The sequence below is a fragment of the Caulobacter sp. DMC95 genome (assembly GCF_056313785.1).
Genome location: NZ_JBQUZP010000005.1, coordinates 134,315 through 156,050 on the forward strand (window position 1 = coordinate 134,315; position 21,736 = coordinate 156,050).

The following is a 21,736-nucleotide window of genomic DNA, read 5'->3' on the forward strand; positions in this document are numbered from 1 at the left end:
CCGACGGCCTTAGTACTTGATTTGGGGTGATTGCCGCCCTTCGCGTGGGGTCGCGGGGATGTCGCTTTTTGACGCAGGCGCCGGTGCGCCCGCACGCGCTGTCTTGAGCTGATGCCCCACCGCGACGATGGCCTCGAGCGCCGGGACAAGGCCTTCGCCCAGCGCCGTAAGCGCGTACTCCACGGACGGCGGCGAGGTCGGCTGAACGGTGCGCGACAACACGCCCTTGGCTTCCAGGTCCTTGAGGCGCTGGGACAGCACCTTGGCCGACACCGGCGGAATGTCGGTCCGCAGTTCGCTGAACCGCCTTGGGCCGGCGCGCAGATGCCAGATCACGTTCGGAGCCCATGCCCCGGCGATCACGGCCATGCATTCGGTGAGGGCGCAGGGCTCGGGCGGCGGCGCGCTGCGGTTCTTGCGGACTTTCAGGGCCATGCCGGACTTTCGGTTACCGCCAGGAAACGTCAAAACGCGGTAACTTCTGGAAACTAGGTTGGCAAGGGTGATCTATGCCCATAGGTGCGCGGCGGCACTCAAACTGGAGACGTCGCCATGCAACTCTACTTCAAGCCCGGCGCCTGTTCGCTGGCCGCCCGCATCACCCTGACCGAGCTGGGGCTGCCGTTCACAGCCATTCCCGTGGACACCGCCAAGGGAACCACAGCCACCGGCGCGGACTACAAGCAGATCAATCCCAAGGGCTATGTCCCGGCGCTGGAGATCAGCCCGGCCGTCGTGATCACCGAGAACCCGGCCATCCTGCAGTACTTGGCTGACCTCGCCCCCGAGCGGGGCCTGGCGCCGCCTGCGGGCAAGCTGGAGCGCGTCCGGCTGCAGGAGTGGTTGGCCTTTACATCGTCCGAGCTGCACAAGGCCTTCGCGCCCTGGTTCTCGGGACGGGCGATGAGCGCGGACGAGAAGGTCCGGGCCGAGGCCCATCTGGAGCGACGCCTCGACGACGTCGAGCGCCAGCTCGCCGACGGTCGGAGCTATCTGCTGGGCGAAGGTTTCACCGTCGCCGACGCCTATCTGTTCGTGGTCCTGAACTGGACGCGCTTCATCGGCGTCGCCTTGGCGGGCTGGCCCTACACGGCGCGGTTCGTCGACCAGGTCCAGGCGCGTCCGGCCGTTCGCAAAGCGCTGGTCGAAGAAGGCCTCCTGCCCGCCGGAGACGCCGCATGAGCGACTTCGCCGGCGTCCAGGACGCTCTCCAGAAGTACTTCGACGCGCTCTACGCCTGCGACGTAGACCTGCTGGCGGAGGTCTTTCACCCTCGCGCGATCTACGCGACCGCCGACGAGACACCGCCCCTCTATCGGGACATGCCCACCTATTTCGAGGTGGTGCGCGGACGCACCCCACCGGCGGCCTCGGCCGATCCGCGTCGGGACATCATCGACGAGATCGCCTTCGCCGGCGACAACGCCGCCGCCGCCCGGGTGCGCTGCACGCTGGGCGCGCGCGACTTCGTCGACCTCCTGACCCTGGTGCGCGAGGACGGCCGCTGGCGGATCATCGCCAAGGTCTTCCAGATCATCGAGAAAGGATGAGCCCATGCCATATGTGAACATCCAGGTGACGCGCGAAGGCGTCACCGCCGAGCAGAAGGCGCGGCTCATTGAAGGCGTCACAACCCTGCTGACCGAGGTGCTGGGCAAGGACCCGGACACCACCTTCGTCGTCATCGACGAGATCGCGCTTGAAAACTGGGGCGTCGGCGGCTTGCCCGTCGAGGCCTACAGGGCGCGCAGGCGGGCCGCCAAGACCTGATACGCCGGACGCGGACGCGGCGTTCAAGGAACGCCGCGTCCGCGATCAAGCCTCGGGGCTCTCGCGCCCGGCTGAACGGCCTGGAACCCTGACCGGCGGCGTTCATGCCAAAGGTCGACGAACGCCGATACGGCGTTAAGTCGGCGTAAACCTCGCCTATCGCAAAAACAACTTTGGAGGCCGGGGGATCGCAGGCCTCACGGGGGAATTGCGATTTGGTCGGGGGCGGCGTCAGTCTGAACGCCTTGCGCGGCGCTGCGGCCTTGTCCGAAGCGGATGCGCGGCTTGCGAGCGCAGGGAACCGCGCGTCGACCGGTCGGCGCATCGACTCGGCGCGCGACAACGGCGCCACTTGGAGCATCTCCCGGCGCATGGCGACTGAGGCGCGGAGCTTTCAGGTCGTCAATGACAGCCTGGCGCGGGGCGCGTCGCTGTTGGATGTCGCCGCCGCCGGCGTGGAGCAGATCCACGATTTCCTGGCGCTGGCCCGTGAGAAGGCGCTGGCGCTGCGCGATCCGTCTCTCGACGAACCGTCCAAGCAGGCCTTGGTCGCCGACGTGCAGATGCTTGTCGGCCAGATCAACCGCGTCGCCATGCAAGCGGTCTTCGACGGCAAGCGGCCGTTGGCAGACAAGCTGACGACCGGCTCGGTGACCTACAGCCAGACCAGCTACAACCCGGTGACCACCGCCGCGACGCCGGCGAGCCTGGGAGGCGCGTTCGTCAACGCCTCGGGCGTGGCCGCCCAGACCTTCCTCCGCGACGGCGGCGCCACGCCGGGCCGCATCGACCTCTATCTGGACGCCTACGGGGTGCCGGACGTCCTCGAGATCTGGCAAGGCGGCGCGCGGCGGGCGGCCACGGGCCAGGCCTATGTCGGCGGCGGCGCGACGGTGGCGGCGGGAACGGCCGTGTCCGGCCGCTCCATTCTCAGCTTCGACTACAGCCCCATAAGCGGCCGCGACATCGAGTTTCGCTTCAACGAGTCGGGAAGTCTGGCCGGTACGGCGTGGGCGGTCGATGCGATCGCACTTCAGCCCCTGGCCAGCGTGCGGCCGACGACGACCACCACCAGCTTCACCGTGCCGGACGTCACCACCTCGTCGGCCACCGGCTACGACTTCGCGTCGGACCCCAACGGCGGGACCGAGCTTGTCACCTCGCAGCCGCTGACGGCCGAGGCGCTCGACCTCGACACCATCGACTGGACCAATGTCGGCGGGATCCTTGAGGTGGTCGAGCAGGCTCTGAACACCACGCGCGCGGCGGGCCTTTATTTCGGCGGACGGCAGCAATCCTTCGCCGGACTGATGGTCCAGAACAGCCTGATGAGCGACACGCTATCGACCGGTGTCGGTAATCTGGTCGATGCGGATCTGGCGCGCGAGTCCGCCCGGCTCCAAGCCCTGGAGGCCTCGGCCAGCCTCGCCAGCCAAGCGCTGTCGATCGCCAACGGCCAGCAGAGCTGGGTCCTCGGCCTGTTCAACTGACCGCTCCCACTCCACCGCTTCGAGGGGGCCAAGGTTTGCGCGGCTGCGGCGCCGAACGTATCTTCCCGCCGAAAGGGGACGATCACCTTGTCCAGAACCAAGGGCGCTAGGGACCTCGACCACGAGGCCAAGCGCCGCGACTTGTTGGAGAAGATGACGCTCCACCTGATGGCGCGTGGGGGCGAGCGTGCGAGCTATCGCGATCTCGCGGCCGCCGCCGAGGTGTCGCCGCCGACCCTGCGCCACTATTTCGGCGACCGCCGGGCGGTGATCGAGGCGGTGCTGGAGGAGTGCTTGCGGCGCGGCCGTACGGGTCTCGACGCCCAGCGCCTCAGCGACCTGCCCTTCGAGGCCTCGATCTACACCTACGCCCGCAGCCTAGTCGACGCGCTGCGCGCGGAGAAGACGGTGCGCCTGGGCGATGTTTTCGCCCTCAGCCTGGCAGAGGGCCTGATGGACCCGAGCTACGGCCGGCCCGCGCTGGAGCATATCGTCGAGCCGACCTTGCAGGCCCTGGAGGCTCGGCTCCAGTTGCACATCGCGCGCGGCGAGATGCGAGCTGACGTCGACCCGCGCATGGCGGCGCTGCAACTGGTGTCGCCGCTGCTGCTGGCCTGCCTGCACCAGGACCAGCTGGAGGGCGCTCACCTGCGCGCCATGAACCTTGAGAAGCTGATCGCCAGCACCTGCGGGGCGTTCCTGCGCGCGTTCGCGACTTCACCGCCCGTATGGGGGACCGACGAGCCGCCGGAGCCGGTGCTGGCGGCGGCCGATTGGCGCTAGACGTCACCGTAAACCCTTAAGCGGTTTGCCGCCCTTTCTTTATACCACTTGATACACTAAATAACCCTCGATCAGGTTTGACCGAGGGAGACGCCACATGGACGGCGCGATCCATATCCTCGAGCCCCGCAGCGACAGCGCCCCGCGCGCCGGCGTCGGCGCCGCCAGGGCGATGGCCGTGCTGGGCGGCCTGGGCCTCATTCCCTTTGTTGCGCCGCCGCTGCTGTTCCTGGCCGGCGTGCTGCCCGCCGGGATCGCCTGGATCGCCCAGGCCGCCTATGCCGGCGCGATCCTGGCCTTTCTCGGCGGCGTCCGGGCGGCGCAGGCCGCGCTGGGGGCGCGGGCGGACATCGCCACCCTGGTGATCGCCATGGCCCCGCCGATCGTCGGCTTCGCCGTCGCGGCCCTGGTGGCCGGCGCGGGGTCCCCCGCTCTCGTCTCGGCCGGCCTGCTGGGTCTGGCCGTAGCGCTCGCCGCGCAGGGCGTCTGGGACATGACGGCTCAGAGCCTGCCGGACTGGTACCGCAAGCTGCGCCTTCCGCTGACGATCGTGGCCTGCGGGTCTCTGCTGGTCGGCGCCCTGCTGGCGAGCGCGCCGGCATGAGCGGACGCCTCGCCGTCGTCGTAGGCGCCAGCGGCGGTTTGGGCCGCGCCTTCCTGGCGCGTCTGGCCGCCGAGCCCGGCTGGAGCGCCGTCATCGGCGTCGGCCGCGTCCGTCCGGACGACTGGCCCGAGGAAACTCGCACCCCGTTCCTGGCGCTGGACCTGCTGGACGAGACCGCCCTCGCCGACCTCGCCCGCCAACTGCGTGAGCGGGGGAGCCTCAGCCTGCTGCTGATCGCCACCGGCCTATTGCACGACACCGACCTGACGCCGGAGAAGAGCATGCGCGCGGTCAGCGCCGCAGCGATGCAGCGGCTGTTCGAGGTCAACACGATCCTTCCGAGCCTGGCGCTCAAGCACCTGACCCCGCTGCTGCCCAAGGAGGATTCCAGTCTCGTCGGCGTCCTGTCGGCGCGGGTCGGCAGCGTCGGCGACAACCGGCTGGGCGGCTGGCACGCGTATCGCGCCAGCAAGGCGGCGCTGAACATGATGATCCGCTGCCAGGCGCTGGAGCTGCAACGCGAGCGCCCGCGCGCCGTCTGCGTGGCGCTGCATCCCGGCACCGTCGCCACCAGCCTCAGCGCCCCGTTCGCGCGCTCGCCCAAGACCCTGTTCACCCCCGACGACGCCGCCCAGCGCCTGCTCAAGGTGCTGTCCCAGCTGGAGCCCGCCCAAAGCGGCGGCTTCTTCGCCCATGACGGCCAGCCCATCCCCTGGTGAGCCGCTCGCCCTTCCCCCCTCGGAGACGCCCCGCATGTTGATCCCCAGCGATGTCGCCCGCGCCGTCCGCCGCACGACCACGACCTTCGTCCTCAACTGGATCGACGCCCGTCAGCGGGCGATGGACCTGGACCCGCTGGAGTTCCTGATCGTCCACACGATCGCCGCCGCCAACCTGCAGCACCTGCCCAACAGCCAGCGCGCCGGCCTGAGCGATCCCGAGGCCGGCGACGAGCGCCACCCGGTGTCGATCGAGGGCGTGGCCGCCGCGCTGAACGTCTCCAGCGAGACCGTCCGCCGTCGCCTGAAGGCCCTGGTCGCCCGCGGCCTCGTCGAGCGCATGGGCCCGCTGGAGGACGACGACGGCGAGCGCAGCGGCCTCAGCGCGGGCCTGGCCATCAACCTCAAGGCGCTGGAGAACCCCGCCATGCGCCGGTCGCTGGGCCTGGAGCTGTCGCAGCTGTGGCGCCTGCTGCTGTCGCTGGAGCAGCTGGGCGTCATCCGCATCAACCGCCAGCACATCGCCAACATGGCGGCGTAAGGGACGGGCCTTGCCGCCACTCTGCTGCCACGCCCCGTCAGCAGGCCCCCTAGCCTTCGCCCCCGCGCGCTCCTAACTTGGCGACATGCCTTCTCGCGACACCTCCGGCGTCTCCGACGTCTCGACGCCCTTCGTGCTGGACACGGTTCCCGGCGGCGCGATCCCGGCGTTGTGGACCCCGCACCGCCCCTCGCGGCCCGACAAGTCCGAGGGCGGCAAGAAATTCAAGCTGGTCAGCGACTACCAGCCCGCCGGCGACCAGCCGACCGCCATCGCCGACCTGGTCGAGGGCCTGGAGAACGGCGACCAGGACCAGGTGCTGCTGGGCGTCACCGGCTCGGGCAAGACCTTCACCATGGCCCAGGTCATCGCGCGCACCCAGCGCCCGGCCCTGATCCTGGCCCCGAACAAGACCCTGGCCGCGCAGCTCTACAGCGAGATGAAGTCGTTCTTCCCCGAGAACGCGGTCGAGTACTTCGTCAGCTACTACGACTACTACCAGCCGGAAGCCTACGTCCCCCGGACCGACACCTATATCGAGAAGGACTCCTCGATTAACGAGCAGATCGACCGGATGCGCCACTCGGCCACCCGGGCGATCCTGGAGCGCGACGACGTCATCGTCGTGGCCTCGGTCAGCTGCATCTACGGCATCGGCTCGGTCGAGACCTATACGGCCATGACCTTCACCCTGGAGGTCGGCCAGCGGGTGGACGAAAAGCAGCTGATCGCCGACCTCGTGGCCCAGCAGTACAAGCGCAACGACCAGGCCTTCGAGCGCGGCACGTTCCGCCGCCGGGGCGACACCATCGAGATCTTCCCCGCTCACTACGAGGACCGCGCCTGGCGCGTCACCATGTTCGGCGACGAGGTCGAGGCCCTGGCCGAGTTCGACACCCTGACCGGCAAGAAGACGGCCGACCTCGAGATGATCAAGGTCTACGCCAACAGCCACCACGTCACCCCGCGCCCGACGCTCCGGCAGGCGATCGTCGAGATCAAGAAGGAGCTGAAGGAGCGCCTCGACTGGCTGGTCGCCAACGGCAAGCTGCTGGAAGCCCAGCGGCTGGAGCAGCGCACGACCTTCGATCTGGAGATGATCGAGACCACCGGCTCGTGCGCCGGCATCGAGAACTACAGCCGCTACCTGTCGGGCCGCAAACCCGGCGAGCCGCCGCCGACCTTCTTTGAATACATCCCCGACAACGCCCTGCTCTTCACCGACGAGAGCCACCAGACGGTTCCGCAGATCGGCGCCATGTACAAGGGCGACCGCAACCGCAAATGGACCCTGGCCGAGTACGGCTTCCGCCTGCCCAGCGCCCTCGACAACCGCCCCCTCAAGTTCGAGGAGTGGGACGCCATGCGGCCGCAGTCGGTGCATGTCAGCGCCACCCCGGCCGCCTGGGAGCTGGAGCGGGCCGGCGGCGTCTTCGCCGAGCAGGTCATCCGCCCCACCGGCCTGATCGACCCGCCGGTCGAGGTGCGCCCCGTCTCTAAGGACGGCGCGAGCCAGGTCGACGACGTGGTCGACGAGATCCGCCAGACCATCGCCAAGGGCTACCGCACCCTGGTCACCGTCCTCACGAAAAAGATGGCCGAGGATCTGACGGAATACCTGAACGAACAGGGCATCCGCGTCCGCTACATGCACAGCGACGTCGACACCATCGAGCGCATCGAGATCATCCGCGACCTGCGTCTGGGCCACTTCGACGTGCTGGTCGGCATCAACCTGCTGCGCGAAGGCCTCGACATTCCCGAGTGCGGCCTCGTGGCCATTCTCGACGCCGACAAGGAAGGGTTCCTGCGCTCGGAGACCAGCCTGATCCAGACCATCGGCCGCGCCGCCCGCAACGTCGACGGCAAGGTCATCCTCTACGCCGACCGCGTCACCGGCTCGATGGAGCGGGCCATGGCCGAGACCGCCCGCCGCCGCGAGAAGCAGCACGCCTATAACCTGGCCAACGGCATCACGCCCGAGAGCGTCAAGCGTGACATCAAGGACATCCTCAACAGCCCATACGAGCGCGGCGACCGCGTGCTGGTGCCGATGGGCATGTCGGAGACCGACGACCGCCCGTTCAGCGGCGACAACTTCAAGGCCGCGCTCAAGGACCTGGAGGCCAAGATGCGCGAGGCCGCCGCCAACCTGGAATTCGAAACCGCCGCCCGCCTGCGCGACGAGATCAAGCGCATGAAGCTTATGGACCTGGAGTTCGCCAACGAGGTGCTGTCAGCCACCGGCGAAGACGTCGACAAGTCAGCGCCGAAACGCCTCCGCGCCGAGATCCGCGAGGAAAAGGCGGCGGAGTTCAGGAAGAAGCGGCGGTAGCGACGCAAGGGGCCTATTCGCGCACAGAGCCCTTGCGGCGGCGCGCGGCGCTCTGTCAGGAACCGGACATTGGGCTCGCCGTTGTAGCTGCACAAACGTACGCTCAAGCTCGGAGGCAAGCCGCGCATGACCAGACGGGCGGCGCTGCAGACAGCGTACCTCCAGGCCACGACTCACGGGATTGCGGGCGGTTGTGGTCCTGCTCAGCCCGCGCCCCCGCGCGACTGAGACGGTCCCAACTATGCCCCAGCACGGCGCCCAGATCGGCCCTACGCCAGACTGGCTACCGCACGAGCGGCCAATGCTCCCTGGCTCGCCGTCGACTCCCAATTTCCCGACCGGCTTTCGGGTCATCTACGGGCTGATCGGTCTGCTGATCGGCGTCACCGGTTCACTGGGCTCGGCGCTGATCCAGGTCAATCTGCCGGCCATCCAGGGCTCGCTGGGGCTGACCCCGACCCAGGGCGCCTGGCTGACGACCGTCTATGTCATGACCAACATCTCGATGAACCTACTGCTGGTGAAGTATCGCCAGCAGTTCGGCATCCGCCGGTTCACCCTGGTGTTCCTCAGCCTCTACACCCTGGCCGCCTTCGCCCACCTGGGCCTGGACAATTACCCCATGGCGCTGGCGCTGCGAGCCATCAGCGGCGTCGGCGCCGCAGCGCTCACCGCGCTCGCCATGTTCTACATGCTGCAAGCCTTTCCGGCATCGTTCCGGATCGGCGCCCTGGTGCTCGGCGTCGGCGTCTCCCAGCTTGGCGGACCGCTCGCCCGGATCATCTCGACCAGTCTTCTGGACGCGGCCTACTGGCAAGGCCTCTACGCCGTGGAAGCCTGCCTGGCCGCCGCCTGCCTGGCCGCAGTCACGCTCTACCGCCTGCCGACAGGCGTGCGCATCCATGTGTTCGAGGGCGTCGACGCCCTGACTTTCGCCCTGCTCGGCGTCGGATTGGGCCTCCTGGTCGCGGTACTGGGACTGGGCCGCATCGTCTGGTGGTTCGAGGCGCCATGGCTCGGCTGGTGTCTGATCGGCGCGGTCGTGCTGCTGGCCGCCGGCGCCCTGGTGGAGCATAGGCGCGCCCACCCGTTGATCGACACCCGCTGGGTCGCCACCGGCGCCTTCCTGCGCTTCGCCCTCAATGTCGCCCTCGTGCGGGTCATCCTGTCGGAGCAAAGCATCGGCGCGGCCGGACTGATGCAGGCTCTGGGCCTCGCGCAGGAGCAGCAGCGGCTGCTCTATGGCGTGGTGTTGGCCGCGACCGTCGCAGGCGTCGTGATCAGCGCTGTGACCCTGACCCAGAAGACCCTGCCCGTGCAGTTCCTCGGCTCGGTCCTGCTGATCGCCGCCGGCGCGTTCCTCGACGCCCGCGCCACGCCGCAGATCGGCCCGGCGAACCTGTTCCTCAGTCAGGCGCTGCTCGCCTTCGCCGCCGCGATGTTCCTCGGGCCGTCCTTCATGTTCGGGATCGGACAGCTGCTCGCCCGAGGCCTGGGCTCGATCATCACCTTCTCTGTGATGTTCGGCGTCGCCCAGAACCTGGGCGGCCTCTTCGGTGTCGCCATGTTGGGCACGCTGCAGACGGTCCGCGCCCAGCAGCACGCCGTCGGCCTTGCCGAACGGCTCACCGCGACAGACCCCAGCGTCGCGGCGACGTTGCAAGGTTATGCCGGCGTCTATGCGTCTACCCAGACCGATCCAGCGCTGCGCTCCGCCGACGCCGCCGCGCTTCTTACCCAGCAGCTGACCCAGCAGGCCAACATCCTGGCGTTCAACGACGTGTTCCTGGTCATCGGCGTCGTGGCCCTGCTGCAGTTCTTCTACGCCGGCTTCCTGTTCTTCCGCCTCGCCAGGCGTATGGCCGCCGCGCCGTCCGCCCCGGCTTCCGCCGTTCCCGTCCGAGAGACCGCATGACCGACGCGCCCTCGCCCGCTCCGCAACCCAACCCGCAGCCGGAGGACCGCGGCGCCGCAGCTCCACCGCCCTCGCGGCCCGCGCCGCCGTCGGCGCGCGTCGTCCTGCTGACCTTGGGCGCCGCGCTGCTTCTGGTGCTGCTGATCCTGTTCTTCTGGAGGCTGCCGCCGTTCGGAGGATCGCTGCAGCGCACCGACAACGCCTATGTGCGCGGCCAGGTCACAGTAATCGCTCCGCAGCTGGGCGGTTATGTCGTCAAGGTCATGGCCCGCGACTTCGAGACCGTCCGCGCCGGCCAACCGCTGTTCGAGATCGACCAGCGCATCTACGCGCAACGGCTGGATCAGGCCCGCGCTACCCTGGCCGCCCGCGAAGCGGAGCTGGCGAACTCCGCGCAGACGCGCGCCTCGCGTGAGGCGGCGCTGCAAAGTCGCGAGGCGGACATCGGCGCGGCCCAGGCTCAGGTCGAGCGGGCGCGCGCCGACATGGCGCGGGTGGCCGAGCTGGCTACCGATGGGTCGGTTTCGCTGCGCGAACGCGACCAGGCACGCGCCACGCTGCGCGCGGCGGAGGCGACGCTGACCTCGGCCCGCGCGGGCGGCGAGATCGCCCGTCAGGACCTGCGGTCGGTCGGCGTTTCGCGACAAAGCCTCGAAGCCGGCGTCGCGGCGGCGAAGGCGGCGCTGCGGCTAGCTGAGATCGACATGGCCAACACCATCGTCTTGGCCCCGAGCGACGGCCAGCTGGGCCAAGTGGGCGTGCGGCTTGGACAGTTCGTCACCGCGGGCAGTCAGCTGGTGACCTTGGTGCCGCCGCAGCGCTGGGTCATCGCTAACTTCAAGGAGCGCCAGTCGGGCCGCATGCGGCCGGGCCAGGCGGCGCGCGTCACGGTCGACGCGCTGGGCGACCAGCCTTTCACCGGGCGCGTCGAGCAGATCTCGCCGGCCACCGGCTCGGAGTTCAGCATCCTCCCCGCCCAGAACGCGACCGGCAACTTCACCAAGATCGCCCAGCGCCTGCCTGTGCGCATCGCGCTGGATCCCGGACAGCGGGACCTCAATCGCCTGCGCCCCGGCATGTCGGTCCAGGCCGAGGTTGACACGGCCTCGGGGAGCGACCGCTGATGCGACGCGGCCTGCTTCTTCTGGCGAGTTGCGGCGTGCTGGCGGCCTGTGCGACGCCGGGCCCCGAGACCGCGCCGCCCTCCGAAGCCGCGATTGCGCCGCCCGAAGGCTGGCGCGCGACCGTCAAGCCCGGCCCGACGGCTGTCGCCGCCGACTGGTGGAACGCGTTTGGAGACGCCCGCCTGTCGAGTCTGGTCGCCGCCGCCCTGGTCCGCAACGCCGACCTCGGGGTCGCCGAGGCGCGCGTGCGCGAAGCCGAGGCCCAGAGTCGGTTGGCCCAGGCGGCGCTCCTGCCGACCGTCAGCGTCTCGGCCGGCGCCCAGAGAAGCCGCGAGCTGAACGCCTTCGGCCAGCCGACCACCACCACCGCGTTCCAGCCCCAACTCCAGGTCGCCTACGAGGTCGACCTGTGGGGTCGCGTACGAGCCGCCGACCGGGCGGCCCGCGCCAGCCTGCAAGCCAGCGGCTACGCCCGTGACGCCGCCCGCCTGTCGGTGGCCGCCGCCGTCGCGCGGGCCTATGTCGCCCTGGTCTCGCTGGACGCTCAACTGACCATCGCGCGCGCCACAAAGGTCTCGCGCGAGGAGTCCACCGCCCGCGCCCGCCGCCGGGCGCAGGAAGGTCTTACCTCCGACTTGGAACTGCGGCAGGCGGAAGGCGAACTGGAGACCGCCATACAGCGCGTGCCGGCCCTCGAGCTGGCCATTCGACGACAGGAGACCGCCCTGACCTTGCTGGTCGGGGACGCATCCGGTCCGGTCGCGCGAGGCGCCCTGGCCGATCTGACGATCCCGCAGCCCGCAGCGCCCCTACCCTCGACCCTGCTGACCCGCCGCCCGGACGTCGCCCAGGCGGAGGCGACCCTCGTCACCGCCGACGCGAGCCTCGCAGCCGCTCGCGCCGCCTTCCTGCCCCAGGTGCGCCTGTCGGCGTCCGGCGGGGGCCTCTTTGTCGAAAAGCTGGATCCGGTGACGATCTGGACCCTGGGAGCCAGCGTGTTAGCGCCGATTTTCGACGGCGGCCGCCTGCGCGCCCAATCTGACGCGGCCGCCGCGCGACGCGATCAGGCCGCGTTCGCCTACCGCAAGGCCGCCCTGACGGCCTTCAGCGAGGTCGAAGGCGCGCTGGAGGGCATAGGTCGCCTTACCGAGCAGGAAGACGCCGCCGTCCGTCGGAGCGCAGCAGCCGCCTCAGCGCTCAACCATGCGCAAAAGCGCTACCGCGCAGGCTATGTCGGCTATATTGAGGAGCTGGACGCCCAGAGAGCGCTGCTCACGGCGGATCTGGCCCTGGCCCAGGCCCGTGAGGCCCGGTTGCTGAATGTGGTCGCTCTCTACCAGGCGCTGGGCGGCGGCTGGCGCTGACCCCGGCGCCGGAGCCGGAAGTCACCGCTCGCCGACGGATCCGGCCTGAGCCTTGGCCAGCTTGGCGACCGTGGCCAGGAGCACGCCGGCGACCACGGGCTTTTGCTGGACGGCGTCGAAGCCGTCGGCGCGCCAGGCGGCGGGGTCGGCGTCGAGGGTCTCGCCGGTCAGGGCGATGATCGGCACGGCCGGGTCGCCGCCCTCGCCCCGGCGGATGCGGCGGGCGGTCTCGCGGCCGTCCAGAACGGGCATGTGCAGGTCGAGCAGCACGAGGTCGGCCGGAGCCGACTTCAGGCTGGCCAGGGCGGCCGCGCCGTTGTCGGCGACGGCGACGCGAGCCCCGACGGCCTCGAGGATGGCGCGGGCCACGGCCTGGTTCACCGGGTGGTCGTCAGCGACCAGCACTGTCAGCCCGGCCAGGCTGGCGGGGACCTCGGGCGCCGGGGCCTCGGCGAGCGGCGGCGGAGGCTCGGCGGGGCGCTCGACGACGGGCAGCGGCAGGGTCAGGCGGAAGGTCGAGCCCGAACCGAGGTCGCTGTCGACGGTGATCGCCCCGTCCATCAGTCCGGCCAGCTGGCTGCAGATCGACAGGCCAAGGCCGCTGCCGCCGAAGCGGCGGGCGATCGAGGCGTCGGCCTGGGAGAAGGACTGGAAGAGCCGGCCCTGCTGCTCGGGCGTCATGCCGATACCGGTGTCAGCGACGTCGAAGACGACCGTGCCCGAGGCCTCGCCCGGCCGGGCGCTGAGGGCCACCCCGCCCGACTTGGTGAACTTGACCGCGTTGGAGACGAGGTTGCCGAGGATCTGGCGCAGGCGGGTGGGGTCGCCCAGCCGGTAGGCGTCCAGCCCGGGCGCGAGGGTCAGCACCAGCTCCAGGCCCTTATCGGTCGCGGCGGGGGTCCACAGGGCGCGCAGGTCGGTCAGCAGCTCGGCCAGGTCGAACGGCTGGCGCTCGATCTCCAGCTTGCCGGCCTCGATGCGCGAGATGTCGAGCACGTCGTTGAGCAGGGTCATCAGGTCCTCGCCCGAGCGCTTGAGCAGCGCGGTCTGGCGGGCCTGGTCGGGGCCGAGATCGGCGCGCGACAGGGCGTCGGTCATAGCCAGCACGCCGTTCATCGGGGTGCGGATCTCGTGGCTGATCATGGCCAGGAAGGCGGACTTGGCCTCGCTGGCCTTGAGGGCCTGAGCCTCGGCGGCCTCCAGCGCGATCATCCGGCGATTGTTCGCGGCGGCGCTGGTCAGCGTATAGACCAGCATCAGCGCCACGGCGGTCATCATCGTGGCGATCTGCACCGCCGAGAAGCCGCCGGTCAGGAGCGGCATGACCGTCAGCGAAGTCGCCGGCATGCCGACGTCGATCGCAAACAGGGTGGGCGCCCGGAAAGTCACCGACTGGGCGTGGATCAGCTGGCCGGCGGCCAGGCAGATGGCGGCCCACTGCAGGGCCGGATTGCCCGAGGTCCACAGTACGATGGTCAGGGCCGTCCAGACCCCGACCATGACGATCACGGCGGTGACATAGGCCAGCCGCCGCATGGCGTCCGACAGGTTCAGGCGCCACGACAGCCGGGTGACGCCCAGGCCATAGACCTCGGCGACCATCGCCGCGCCGAACCAGGCGGCGGCGATCACAGGGCCGAGGTTGAACCACAGGAACCCCGCCACGAGCACGGCCATACCGATCCGCGCCGGCCGCGCCTGGCGGCCGGTCGAAGCGATCAGGTCGATGCTGTCATCGAGAAGCGGGCGGGCCATCGGTCTCCTTGGCGTTGGGGCGCACGGTACGGGACGACGGTGAATGACGCCTTCGAAGCTTGACCCAATTCGGGCTCTGCGACGATCCGTCCCAGGGGCCGCGCGCGCCCAGTCATTTCGGACAAATACGCGCCAGAAATCAGACTGCGACAGAAAGTCTCATATTAGTAAAAATCGAGCTTTTAGATGAATTACATAGCTATCGAGTCGTTAAGCGCTGACAACACAGCTATTACGTTTACGAAACGATAAGCACCACCGTGGCCCTATACTTCCATAAAAATGTCGGAGGAACGGCCAGCTATGAAGATGCTCTTTGCCTCAGCAGCAATAGTGCCGCTACTATTTGTCGCACCCTCCTCTGCTCTGGCGGAAGGTGGCGCGGCGACAGCCGTCGACACGGCCGCAAAGCCGGTGGCGCACGCCCAGGCCGCTCGCGAAGAGGTATTCTCCACCGGCGTGGCCAAGGGCCGCGACCGCCTCGACAGCGCCACCTCGACCAGCGCCCTGCGTGAGAAGGACATGGCGGTTTCGGGCGGACGGTCGCTGGGCGACCTGCTGCGCAACCTGCCGGGCATCCGCACCGAGTCGTCCACCGGCGACGGTAGCTCCGCCTATACGATCCGGGGCCTGCCCCTCGCGTCGGGCGGGTCGAAGTACATGCAGCTGCAGGAAGACGGACTGCCCGTTCTGGAGTTCGGCGACTTCTTCAACGGCGCGGTCGACATCTACATCCGCGCCGACCTGAACCTGGCCGCCGTCGAGTCCATTCGCGGCGGCTCGTCCTCGACCTTCGCGTCAAACTCGCCGGCCGGGGTGATCAACCTGATCTCCAAGACCGGGGATGTGAAAGGCGGCTCGGTCCTGCTGACCACCGGGCTCGACTACGACATGAAGCGCGTCGACTTCGAGTACGGCGCGCCCCTCAGCGATACGCTGCGCTTCCATGTCGGCGGCTTCTACCGCGTAGGCGAAGGGCCTCGGAAGATCGGCTACGACGCCTTCAAGGGCGGTCAGCTGAAGTTCAACGTCACCAAGCAGTTCGACCACGGGTACGTCCGCGTGTCGGGCAAGTATCTGGACGATCGCTCGCCGCACTACCTGCCGGGTCCGGTGCGCATCACGGGGACCAATGACGATCCGGTCTTCAGCAGCTTCAACACCTACGATGTCCGGCGCGACTCGATGAATGCGGGCCATCTGGGCAACCTGATCACGCTCGACGCCGACAACAAGCCGGTCGAACTGCCGCTCAGCCAGGGCATGAACGCACTGGTGAAGTCGATCGGCCTCGAGTCGCAATTCGAGGTTCGCGGCTGGACGATCACCCAGCGGGGCCGCTACTCGGACATCGAGGGCGGAACGACCCGAAACCTGGTCGCCAACCTCTATTCGGGCGGCGCCATGCCGGCCTCTCTAGGTGGCGGCACGGGGACCTTCAGCTACGCCACGGGCCCTCGCGCCGGGCAAGTCATCACCAATCTGGCGACGCTCAACGGCAACGGCATAATCGTCGGAACCTCGCTGAACCGCATTGAGTCGCGCTCGCTGAACAACTTCATCAACGACCTGCGCGCCACGCGCGCCTATCACGTCGGCGAGGGCGAGCTGACCGTGACCGGCGGGCTCTACAAGTCGATCCAGGACTACACCAGTGACTGGCTGTACAGTAACCACATCCAGGACGTGGCCGCCGACGGCGGGTCGGCGCTGATCAACTACACCAATGCGGCGGGCGTCCCGCAGACCCAGAACGGCTATCTGGGCTTCAACCGGTCCGGCCCCACGGCCTTCTTCCGTCGCAGCTATGACGTTCGCTACAACATCACCGCGCCCTACGGCTCGCTGAATTATCGCATCGGCAAGGTCGCGATCGGTGGCAGCCTGCGCCATGACGGCGGCCGGGTGCGCGGCGATCTCTACGGCGCTGATCTGGGCGGCGGCCGCATCGGCATCAAGTCGGTGGACTTCAACGGCGACGGCCTCATCTCCGTCGCGGAGTCGAAGACCGCCTTCACGCCGTACGACCGTCCGGCGCCCGTCCACTACAACTACGGCTACTACAGCTATTCGGTGGGGGTGAACTACCGGGTCGCCGAGCCGTTCGCGGTCTTCGCCCGCTACAGCCGCGGCGCTCGGGCCGGGGCTGACAAGCTCTTGTTCTCGACCAAGGTCAGCACCACCGACGGCAGCCTGATCAACAAGGCCGACGGCTATGACATCGTCAAACAGTTCGAAGCCGGTTTCAAATACCGCGCCTCGAACTTCACGGTGAACGTCACCGGCTTCAGCGCCGACACCGAGGACACCAACGTCCAGGCCGGCGCCATCACGACCGATCGGACCTACAAGGCCTATGGCGTGGAGGCCGAGGGCACCTATCGCCACGGTCCGTTCAGCGTGCGCGGCGGGGTCACCTACACCGACGCCGAGCTGGTCAACGACAAGCTGAACGCCGCTGTCGCCGGCAAGGTCCCGCGCCGCCAGCCCGACTTCATCTATCAGGCCACGCCCCAGTTTGACCTGGGCAAGGCCACAATCGGCGCCAACATCATCGGCACGACCGACAGCTGGGTGCAGGACAACAACCTGATGAAGATGCCTGGCTACACGCTGGTCGGCGCCTTCGCCCAGTACCGGCTGAAGGACAATGTTCAGCTGATGCTGAATGTCGAGAACCTGTTCGACAAGGTCGCCTTCATCGAGATCACCACGCCGTCGGTTCCGGCCAACGGCATCGGCCTCGGACGGGCGGTCAACGGGCGCACGGTTTCGATGTCGGCCCGGATGAGCTTCTAGTTTGGACGAAAAGGCTGGGCGCGGTACCGCGCCCAGCCTCACTCACAGGTCTCAGCCGACCATCTTGGCCAGGCGGCCCCGGATCAGGTCCTCGGCCTCGGCGACCATGCGGTCGACGAGGTCTTTGACCGTCGGGATGTCGTGGATCAGGCCCTGGACCATACCCGCGCTCCAGATCCCGCCATTGGTGTCGCCCTGGGCCAGGGCGTCGCGGCCACGCGTGCCGGCCACCAGATGCGCTACGTCCTCGAACTTGGCGCCGCCGGCTCGTTCGATCTGCACCACCTCCTGGCTGACGGCGTTGCGCATCACGCGGGCGGTGTTGTGCAGGGTGCGGAAGATCAGGTCGGTCTGACGCTCGTCGTTGGCGACCATCTGCTCCTTGAAGGCCATCGGGATCGGGGCCTCCTGGGTCACGCAGAAGCGGGTGCCCATGTTGACGCCGTCGGCGCCGAGAGCCAGGGCCGCCACCAGGCCGCGCGCGTCGGCGATGCCGCCCGAGGCCAGCATCGGGATCTTCACCTTGTCAGCGGCGGCGGCGATCAGGATCAGGCCCGGGATGTCGTCCTCGCCCGGGTGACCGGCGCACTCGAAGCCGTCGATCGAGATGGCGTCGACGCCCATGCGCTCGGCGCTCAGGGCGTGGCGGACGGCGGTGCATTTGTGGATCACCTTCACGCCGTTGGCCTTGAAGTGATCGACATGCTCCTGCGGCTTGTATCCGGCGGTCTCGACGATCTTGATCCCGGCCTCGATGATCGCGGCCCGGTACTCGGCGTAGGGCGGCGGGGTCATGGCCGGGAGAATGGTCAGGTTCACGCCGAACGGCTTGTCGGTCATCTCGCGGGTGCGCGCGATCTCCTTGGACAGCGCCTCGGGCGTCGGCTGGGTCAGGGCGGTCAGGAAGCCGAGCGCTCCGGCGTTGGCGACGGCGCTGACCAGCTCGGCCTTGCCGACCCACTGCATGCCGCCTTGAGCGATCGGGTGCTCGACGCCGAACAGCTCGGTGAAACGCGTCTTGATGGCCATGGCCGCCTCTCCTCCCTTGGGATTTTGAGAAGACTATGCGGCGGCGCCCGCTACGTCAGGCAAGGGCCTAATAGCCGGCCCGATACCGCTCCAGTTCATCGGCCCGCTGACGGGTGCGATCGAGCACGCACTGGTTGGCCTCGACGCGGGCCAGCGAGCCCCAATCCTCATCGACGTAAGCGGCGCAATCGGCGTCGCGGAAGGCGATCCAGGCCCGCTGCGCCTTCTGCAAGGCGGCCTTCTGGCGCGGACGCTCCAGCCGCATCAGCGCGGCCTGGTAGGCGCGGTTGAGACGGGCGTCCTGCACGCCGACCTCCTTGCCGATGCAGTCGATCATGCCGTAGGTCGACTGGCCTTCGGGCGTCGCCAGGCACCGATCCAGCGCCGAGACCGTCTTAGCGGGCTTGGCGGCTTTGGGGGCTTGGGCGCTGGCGACCGGCGCGGCGGCGGCCAGAACTGCGAAAGTCAGAAGGGACAGGACGGCGGCGCGGATCATCAGGCGAGCTCCAGAGGTCTCGCCAGCGTAACCCGCTTCGCGTCCGTGGAAAAAGCCTACTGCAGGCCAGAACGGCCGATGGCGTAGAAGCGCTCGGCGCGTTGCGTCTTCAGCTGGGCGGCGCTCATGGCCGCCATGGCCTTCAGCTCGTCCTCGACCGCGTCGCCGACGGCCTGGATCGCTGCCTCGGTGTCGGAGTGCGCGCCGCCGGCGGGCTCTTCGACGATGCGGTCGACGATGCCCAGCTTGATCAGGTCCTGGGCGGTGATCCGCATCTGGGTGGCCGCATCCTTGGCCCGGGCGCCGTCGCGCCACAGGATCGAGGCCGCGCCCTCCGGCGAGATCACCGAATAGATCGAGTGCTCCAGAATCAGCACGCGGTTGGCGCCGGCGAGCGCAATGGCGCCGCCCGAACCGCCCTCGCCCACGATCGTCGCGACCATGGGCACGCCCAGCGTCAGGCAGCGCTCGGTCGAGCGGGCGATGGCCTCGGCCTGACCGCGCTCCTCGGCGCCCAGGCCCGGATAGGCGCCGGCGGTGTCGACGAAGGTGATGACCGGCAGGTTGAAGCGCTCGGCCATGTCCATCAGGCGGACAGCCTTGCGGTAGCCTTCGGGACGGGCCATGCCGAAGTTGTGCTTCAGGCGCGTGGTGGTGTCATGGCCTTTCTCATGGCCCATGACCACGACCGGCTGGCCGCGGAACCGGCCGAGTCCGCCCACGATGGCCTGGTCGTCGGCGAACTTGCGGTCGCCGCGCAGCTCGACGAACTCGTCGATCAGGCCGGCGACGTAGTCGCGCAGGTGCGGACGCTGCGGGTGGCGGGCGACCATGGTCTTCTGCCAAGCGTCGAGATTGGCGTAGGCTTCCTTGCGCAGCTCTTGAGCGCGGTCGCGGAGGGCCTGGATCTCGGTGTCGAACGCGCCTGGACCGGCCGTTTCGGAGAGCCGGCTCAGCTCTTCGATCTTGCTTTCCAGATCGGCGATGGGGCGTTCGAAATCGAGATAGTGAGCGGCCATGGACTCTTAACGTCGCCGTTGATGAAGGGCTGCGAACCTAGTGGCCAAATCCCCTGAGGGAAAGAGGCGAGATTTCGGCCGGGAACCGCCCTGCTGTCGCCTCGTTTTATCCACAGGATCGATCCCCAAGTGAGTCTCGATTCAAGACTCTCTTGGTCTGGTAAATCGCGACATAGAGTCCTATGTTGTTATGTAGCAGGTTGCGGAAGCCGACCTGCGCCCTGCGGCCCCCGCCATCGAACGTGCGCGGCCCCGCCTGATGAGAGCGAAGCGTTCCCATGCAGGTGTTCACCTTTTTCTGTGTCGAGTCCGACGGCTCGGTCCCCCGCTTTGATGTCACGCCCTGTGCGGACGATCAGTCTGCGCGCCTGCGAGCGCTCGAGCTCCTGGACATGCACCACCGCTGCGACTTCGTGGAAGTCTGGCGCGGCGCCCAGCGGGTATTCGACGTCTTCGCGCCACAGGCCGTCGCCGCCTAATTCAACACGCGATGAATTATTGCATCGCAACCTGAACGGCCCTAGGGTGCCGGTCCGGATGGAGCCCGCTGGGGACTCCTGAAATCCGGAAGGCCGCCCCATGGACGCCATCGTCCGCTCCGCGCCGTTGATCCCCCCCGCGCCTAAGGTCCACCCTCGCCCGCTGGGCGGTTCTGCGCTGGGCGAGCTGCGCCTGGCCCTGGAGATGGGCCGCAGCCTGATCGGGGCCTATTGCGAAGAAGACTTCGAAAGCCTGGTCACGCCCTACATGTTCATGGGCCAGCACGGCCTGTTCGTGAACGACCCCGCCAGCGTCCGCCAGGTCCTAACCTCACCGAAGTACCAGAGACCCGTGAAGGCGGCCCGTTCACTCAAGCCCCTGGTCGGCGAGGGCGTCCTGATGTCGGAGGGGGAGACCTGGCGACGGCAGCGCAAGAGCCTGGCCCCGGTCTTCACGCCCGCCGCGACCGGCAGCCTGCTGCCCCACTTCATCGCCGCCGGCGCCGGGCTGAGCGAGGCCCTGCAAGGCCACGATCGCGCCAACCTCGCCCAGGCCTTTCACCGGGCCACCCTGGACGCGGTGCTGCGCGCGCTCTTCTCACGCCGCGCCGACGCCGAAGGCGCCGTACTGGCCGACCTGGCCCGCCGCTACATGGAGGGTCCGGCCCACTTCAACCTGATGGACTTCGTGGCCAAGGGCGCCGACGACCTGCTGTTCATGGACGGCGAGCGGCGGCGGATCGGCAAGCGCTGGTTCACGGCGGTCGACGCGCTGATCGCGGAGCGACGGGCCCAGCCGCATACCGAGGTCCGCGACCTGCTGGACCGCCTGCTCGCGGCGCGGACCGAGGACGGCTTGCCCCTGCCCGACCAGGAAGTCCGTGACCAGAGCAGCTCCATGCTGGCCGCCGGCTTCGAGACCACGTCGCGCCTGCTGTTCTGGGCGGCCTATCTGCTGGCGATGGACCCGGACACTCAGAGCCGCGTCCGCGCCGAGGTCCTGGCCTTCCCGGCCGAGCAGGTCTCCAGCCTGGAAGACCTGAAGCCCTGGCCGCTGCTGCGCTCGGTGCTGCTCGAGACGTTGCGGCTCTATCCGTCGGCGCCGATGATCGCGCGCCAGGCGGTCGAGGCGGACGAGGTGCTGGGCTGCCCGGTTGTTCCCGGCTGCACGATCACCATCAGCCCCTGGGTCATCCATCGACACCGCAAACTTTGGGATGCGCCGACGACGTTCCAACCCGAGCGCTTTATCGACCAGCCGCATCCGTGGGGCCATGAGGCCTTCCTGCCGTTCGGGGCCGGACCGCGAGTCTGTATCGGCGCCGGCTTCGCCCTGGCCGAGGCGCAGCTCATCCTGGCCTCCCTGCTCGCCCGGTTCGAAATCGGGCTGGTCAGCCAGCGGCCGGTTATCCCTGTCGCCTCGATCACCCTGGGGCCGGATCACGAGCCGGACTTCACCCTGACGCCGGTCTCGCAAGTCCAGCCTTGAACGGTGCGGGCCGAAGCGCCAGCTT

The 21,736-nt window shown here is 68.7% G+C and carries 20 protein-coding genes; 15 read left to right on the forward strand and 5 right to left on the reverse strand.

The window, feature by feature from the left end:
- Nucleotides 1-9 precede the first annotated feature (9 nt).
- The gene (locus ACT53N_RS13365; protein ID WP_476064356.1) at nt 10-435 is read right to left on the reverse strand and encodes a winged helix-turn-helix transcriptional regulator; all 426 of its coding nucleotides are present in this window, start codon (nt 433-435) and stop codon (nt 10-12) included.
- Between the two features lie 117 nt (nt 436-552).
- Between ACT53N_RS13365 and ACT53N_RS13370 the strand changes: the two genes are divergently transcribed.
- The 12 genes from ACT53N_RS13370 to ACT53N_RS13425 all read left to right on the forward strand — a co-directional run bounded on the left by ACT53N_RS13370 (nt 553) and on the right by ACT53N_RS13425 (nt 12,645).
- Entirely contained in the window at nt 553-1,182 is a 630-nt protein-coding gene (locus tag ACT53N_RS13370) for a glutathione S-transferase C-terminal domain-containing protein (protein ID WP_476064357.1), read from the forward strand.
- Nucleotides 1,179-1,550 carry a nuclear transport factor 2 family protein gene (locus tag ACT53N_RS13375; protein ID WP_476064358.1) on the forward strand — a complete coding sequence of 124 codons (372 nt, stop codon included), beginning with the start codon at nt 1,179-1,181 and terminating at the stop codon, nt 1,548-1,550. Before ACT53N_RS13370 ends, ACT53N_RS13375 begins: the two co-directional genes overlap by 4 nt.
- A gap of 4 nt (nt 1,551-1,554) precedes the next feature.
- Complete coding sequence (locus tag ACT53N_RS13380) at nt 1,555-1,770, forward strand: tautomerase family protein (RefSeq protein WP_476064359.1); 216 nt, start codon at nt 1,555-1,557, stop codon at nt 1,768-1,770.
- A 215-nt stretch (nt 1,771-1,985) separates the two neighbouring features.
- Entirely contained in the window at nt 1,986-3,260 is a 1,275-nt protein-coding gene (locus tag ACT53N_RS13385) for a flagellin N-terminal helical domain-containing protein (protein WP_476064360.1), read from the forward strand.
- A gap of 81 nt (nt 3,261-3,341) precedes the next feature.
- The gene (locus tag ACT53N_RS13390; protein ID WP_476064529.1) at nt 3,342-4,043 is read left to right on the forward strand and encodes a TetR/AcrR family transcriptional regulator; all 702 of its coding nucleotides are present in this window, start codon (nt 3,342-3,344) and stop codon (nt 4,041-4,043) included.
- Nucleotides 4,044-4,140: 97 nt separating this feature from the next.
- A complete protein-coding gene (locus tag ACT53N_RS13395) occupies nt 4,141-4,647 on the forward strand; it encodes a DUF3429 domain-containing protein (RefSeq protein WP_476064361.1) in 507 nt (168 codons plus the stop codon).
- Nucleotides 4,644-5,366, forward strand: coding sequence for an SDR family NAD(P)-dependent oxidoreductase (locus tag ACT53N_RS13400; RefSeq protein WP_476064362.1), 723 nt, complete (start codon nt 4,644-4,646; stop codon nt 5,364-5,366). Before ACT53N_RS13395 ends, ACT53N_RS13400 begins: the two co-directional genes overlap by 4 nt.
- Nucleotides 5,341-5,907: a DeoR family transcriptional regulator gene (locus tag ACT53N_RS13405; RefSeq protein WP_476064363.1), complete on the forward strand. Its 567-nt coding sequence runs from the start codon at nt 5,341-5,343 to the stop codon at nt 5,905-5,907. Before ACT53N_RS13400 ends, ACT53N_RS13405 begins: the two co-directional genes overlap by 26 nt.
- Before the next feature lie 85 nt (nt 5,908-5,992).
- Nucleotides 5,993-8,242 carry an excinuclease ABC subunit UvrB gene (gene uvrB, locus ACT53N_RS13410; protein ID WP_476064364.1) on the forward strand — a complete coding sequence of 750 codons (2,250 nt, stop codon included), beginning with the start codon at nt 5,993-5,995 and terminating at the stop codon, nt 8,240-8,242.
- A gap of 241 nt (nt 8,243-8,483) precedes the next feature.
- Nucleotides 8,484-10,157, forward strand: a complete 1,674-nt coding sequence (locus ACT53N_RS13415; protein WP_476064365.1) for an MFS transporter — start codon at nt 8,484-8,486, stop codon at nt 10,155-10,157.
- Nucleotides 10,154-11,281, forward strand: a complete 1,128-nt coding sequence (locus tag ACT53N_RS13420) for an HlyD family secretion protein (RefSeq protein ID WP_476064366.1) — start codon at nt 10,154-10,156, stop codon at nt 11,279-11,281. The genes ACT53N_RS13415 and ACT53N_RS13420 overlap by 4 nt, the downstream gene beginning before the upstream one ends.
- Nucleotides 11,281-12,645, forward strand: a complete 1,365-nt coding sequence (locus ACT53N_RS13425; protein ID WP_476064367.1) for an efflux transporter outer membrane subunit — start codon at nt 11,281-11,283, stop codon at nt 12,643-12,645. Before ACT53N_RS13420 ends, ACT53N_RS13425 begins: the two co-directional genes overlap by 1 nt.
- Nucleotides 12,646-12,666: 21 nt before the next feature.
- Here the strand turns inward: ACT53N_RS13425 and ACT53N_RS13430 are convergent, their stop codons facing one another.
- On the reverse strand, nt 12,667-14,400 hold the full coding sequence (locus tag ACT53N_RS13430; protein WP_476064368.1) for an ATP-binding protein: 1,734 nt from the start codon (nt 14,398-14,400) through the stop codon (nt 12,667-12,669).
- A gap of 303 nt (nt 14,401-14,703) precedes the next feature.
- Between ACT53N_RS13430 and ACT53N_RS13435 the strand changes: the two genes are divergently transcribed.
- Entirely contained in the window at nt 14,704-17,199 is a 2,496-nt protein-coding gene (locus ACT53N_RS13435; RefSeq protein WP_476064369.1) for a TonB-dependent receptor domain-containing protein, read from the forward strand.
- Nucleotides 17,200-17,250: 51 nt separating this feature from the next.
- On the opposite strand, the gene ACT53N_RS13440 is transcribed toward ACT53N_RS13435, so the two are convergent.
- The 3 genes from ACT53N_RS13440 to ACT53N_RS13450 all read right to left on the reverse strand — a co-directional run bounded on the left by ACT53N_RS13440 (nt 17,251) and on the right by ACT53N_RS13450 (nt 19,743).
- Nucleotides 17,251-18,228: an NAD(P)H-dependent flavin oxidoreductase gene (locus ACT53N_RS13440; RefSeq protein WP_476064370.1), complete on the reverse strand. Its 978-nt coding sequence runs from the start codon at nt 18,226-18,228 to the stop codon at nt 17,251-17,253.
- Nucleotides 18,229-18,295: 67 nt separating this feature from the next.
- Nucleotides 18,296-18,724 (reverse strand): lysozyme inhibitor LprI family protein, encoded by a 429-nt coding sequence (locus ACT53N_RS13445; protein ID WP_476064371.1) that lies wholly within the window; start codon nt 18,722-18,724, stop codon nt 18,296-18,298.
- A 56-nt stretch (nt 18,725-18,780) separates the two neighbouring features.
- A complete protein-coding gene (locus tag ACT53N_RS13450; RefSeq protein WP_476064372.1) occupies nt 18,781-19,743 on the reverse strand; it encodes an acetyl-CoA carboxylase carboxyltransferase subunit alpha in 963 nt (320 codons plus the stop codon).
- 278 nt (nt 19,744-20,021) lie between these two features.
- Here ACT53N_RS13450 and ACT53N_RS13455 point away from each other — a divergent pair, with 278 nt between their 5' ends.
- The gene (locus tag ACT53N_RS13455) at nt 20,022-20,222 is read left to right on the forward strand and encodes a hypothetical protein (RefSeq protein WP_476064373.1); all 201 of its coding nucleotides are present in this window, start codon (nt 20,022-20,024) and stop codon (nt 20,220-20,222) included.
- Between the two features lie 100 nt (nt 20,223-20,322).
- Nucleotides 20,323-21,711 (forward strand): cytochrome P450, encoded by a 1,389-nt coding sequence (locus ACT53N_RS13460; RefSeq protein ID WP_476064374.1) that lies wholly within the window; start codon nt 20,323-20,325, stop codon nt 21,709-21,711.
- Nucleotides 21,712-21,736: the final 25 nt, after the last annotated feature.

Excerpts from the sequence above, each read along its gene's own strand:
- ACT53N_RS13415 (WP_476064365.1), top strand. The coding sequence starts at position 8,484 with ATGCCCCAGCACGGCGCCCAGATCGGCCCTACGCCAGACTGGCTACCG.
- ACT53N_RS13380 (WP_476064359.1), top strand. The coding sequence starts at position 1,555 with ATGCCATATGTGAACATCCAGGTGACGCGCGAAGGCGTCACCGCCGAG.
- ACT53N_RS13400 (WP_476064362.1), top strand. The coding sequence starts at position 4,644 with ATGAGCGGACGCCTCGCCGTCGTCGTAGGCGCCAGCGGCGGTTTGGGC.
- ACT53N_RS13450 (WP_476064372.1), bottom strand. The coding sequence starts at position 19,743 with ATGGCCGCTCACTATCTCGATTTCGAACGCCCCATCGCCGATCTGGAA.
- uvrB (WP_476064364.1), top strand. The coding sequence starts at position 5,993 with ATGCCTTCTCGCGACACCTCCGGCGTCTCCGACGTCTCGACGCCCTTC.
- ACT53N_RS13375 (WP_476064358.1), top strand. The coding sequence starts at position 1,179 with ATGAGCGACTTCGCCGGCGTCCAGGACGCTCTCCAGAAGTACTTCGAC.
- ACT53N_RS13460 (WP_476064374.1), top strand. The coding sequence starts at position 20,323 with ATGGACGCCATCGTCCGCTCCGCGCCGTTGATCCCCCCCGCGCCTAAG.
- ACT53N_RS13430 (WP_476064368.1), bottom strand. The coding sequence starts at position 14,400 with ATGGCCCGCCCGCTTCTCGATGACAGCATCGACCTGATCGCTTCGACC.
- ACT53N_RS13425 (WP_476064367.1), top strand. The coding sequence starts at position 11,281 with ATGCGACGCGGCCTGCTTCTTCTGGCGAGTTGCGGCGTGCTGGCGGCC.
- ACT53N_RS13405 (WP_476064363.1), top strand. The coding sequence starts at position 5,341 with ATGACGGCCAGCCCATCCCCTGGTGAGCCGCTCGCCCTTCCCCCCTCG.
- ACT53N_RS13455 (WP_476064373.1), top strand. The coding sequence starts at position 20,022 with ATGCAGGTGTTCACCTTTTTCTGTGTCGAGTCCGACGGCTCGGTCCCC.
- ACT53N_RS13440 (WP_476064370.1), bottom strand. The coding sequence starts at position 18,228 with ATGGCCATCAAGACGCGTTTCACCGAGCTGTTCGGCGTCGAGCACCCG.
- ACT53N_RS13395 (WP_476064361.1), top strand. The coding sequence starts at position 4,141 with ATGGACGGCGCGATCCATATCCTCGAGCCCCGCAGCGACAGCGCCCCG.
- ACT53N_RS13435 (WP_476064369.1), top strand. The coding sequence starts at position 14,704 with ATGAAGATGCTCTTTGCCTCAGCAGCAATAGTGCCGCTACTATTTGTC.
- ACT53N_RS13365 (WP_476064356.1), bottom strand. The coding sequence starts at position 435 with ATGGCCCTGAAAGTCCGCAAGAACCGCAGCGCGCCGCCGCCCGAGCCC.
- ACT53N_RS13420 (WP_476064366.1), top strand. The coding sequence starts at position 10,154 with ATGACCGACGCGCCCTCGCCCGCTCCGCAACCCAACCCGCAGCCGGAG.
- ACT53N_RS13370 (WP_476064357.1), top strand. The coding sequence starts at position 553 with ATGCAACTCTACTTCAAGCCCGGCGCCTGTTCGCTGGCCGCCCGCATC.
- ACT53N_RS13445 (WP_476064371.1), bottom strand. The coding sequence starts at position 18,724 with ATGATCCGCGCCGCCGTCCTGTCCCTTCTGACTTTCGCAGTTCTGGCC.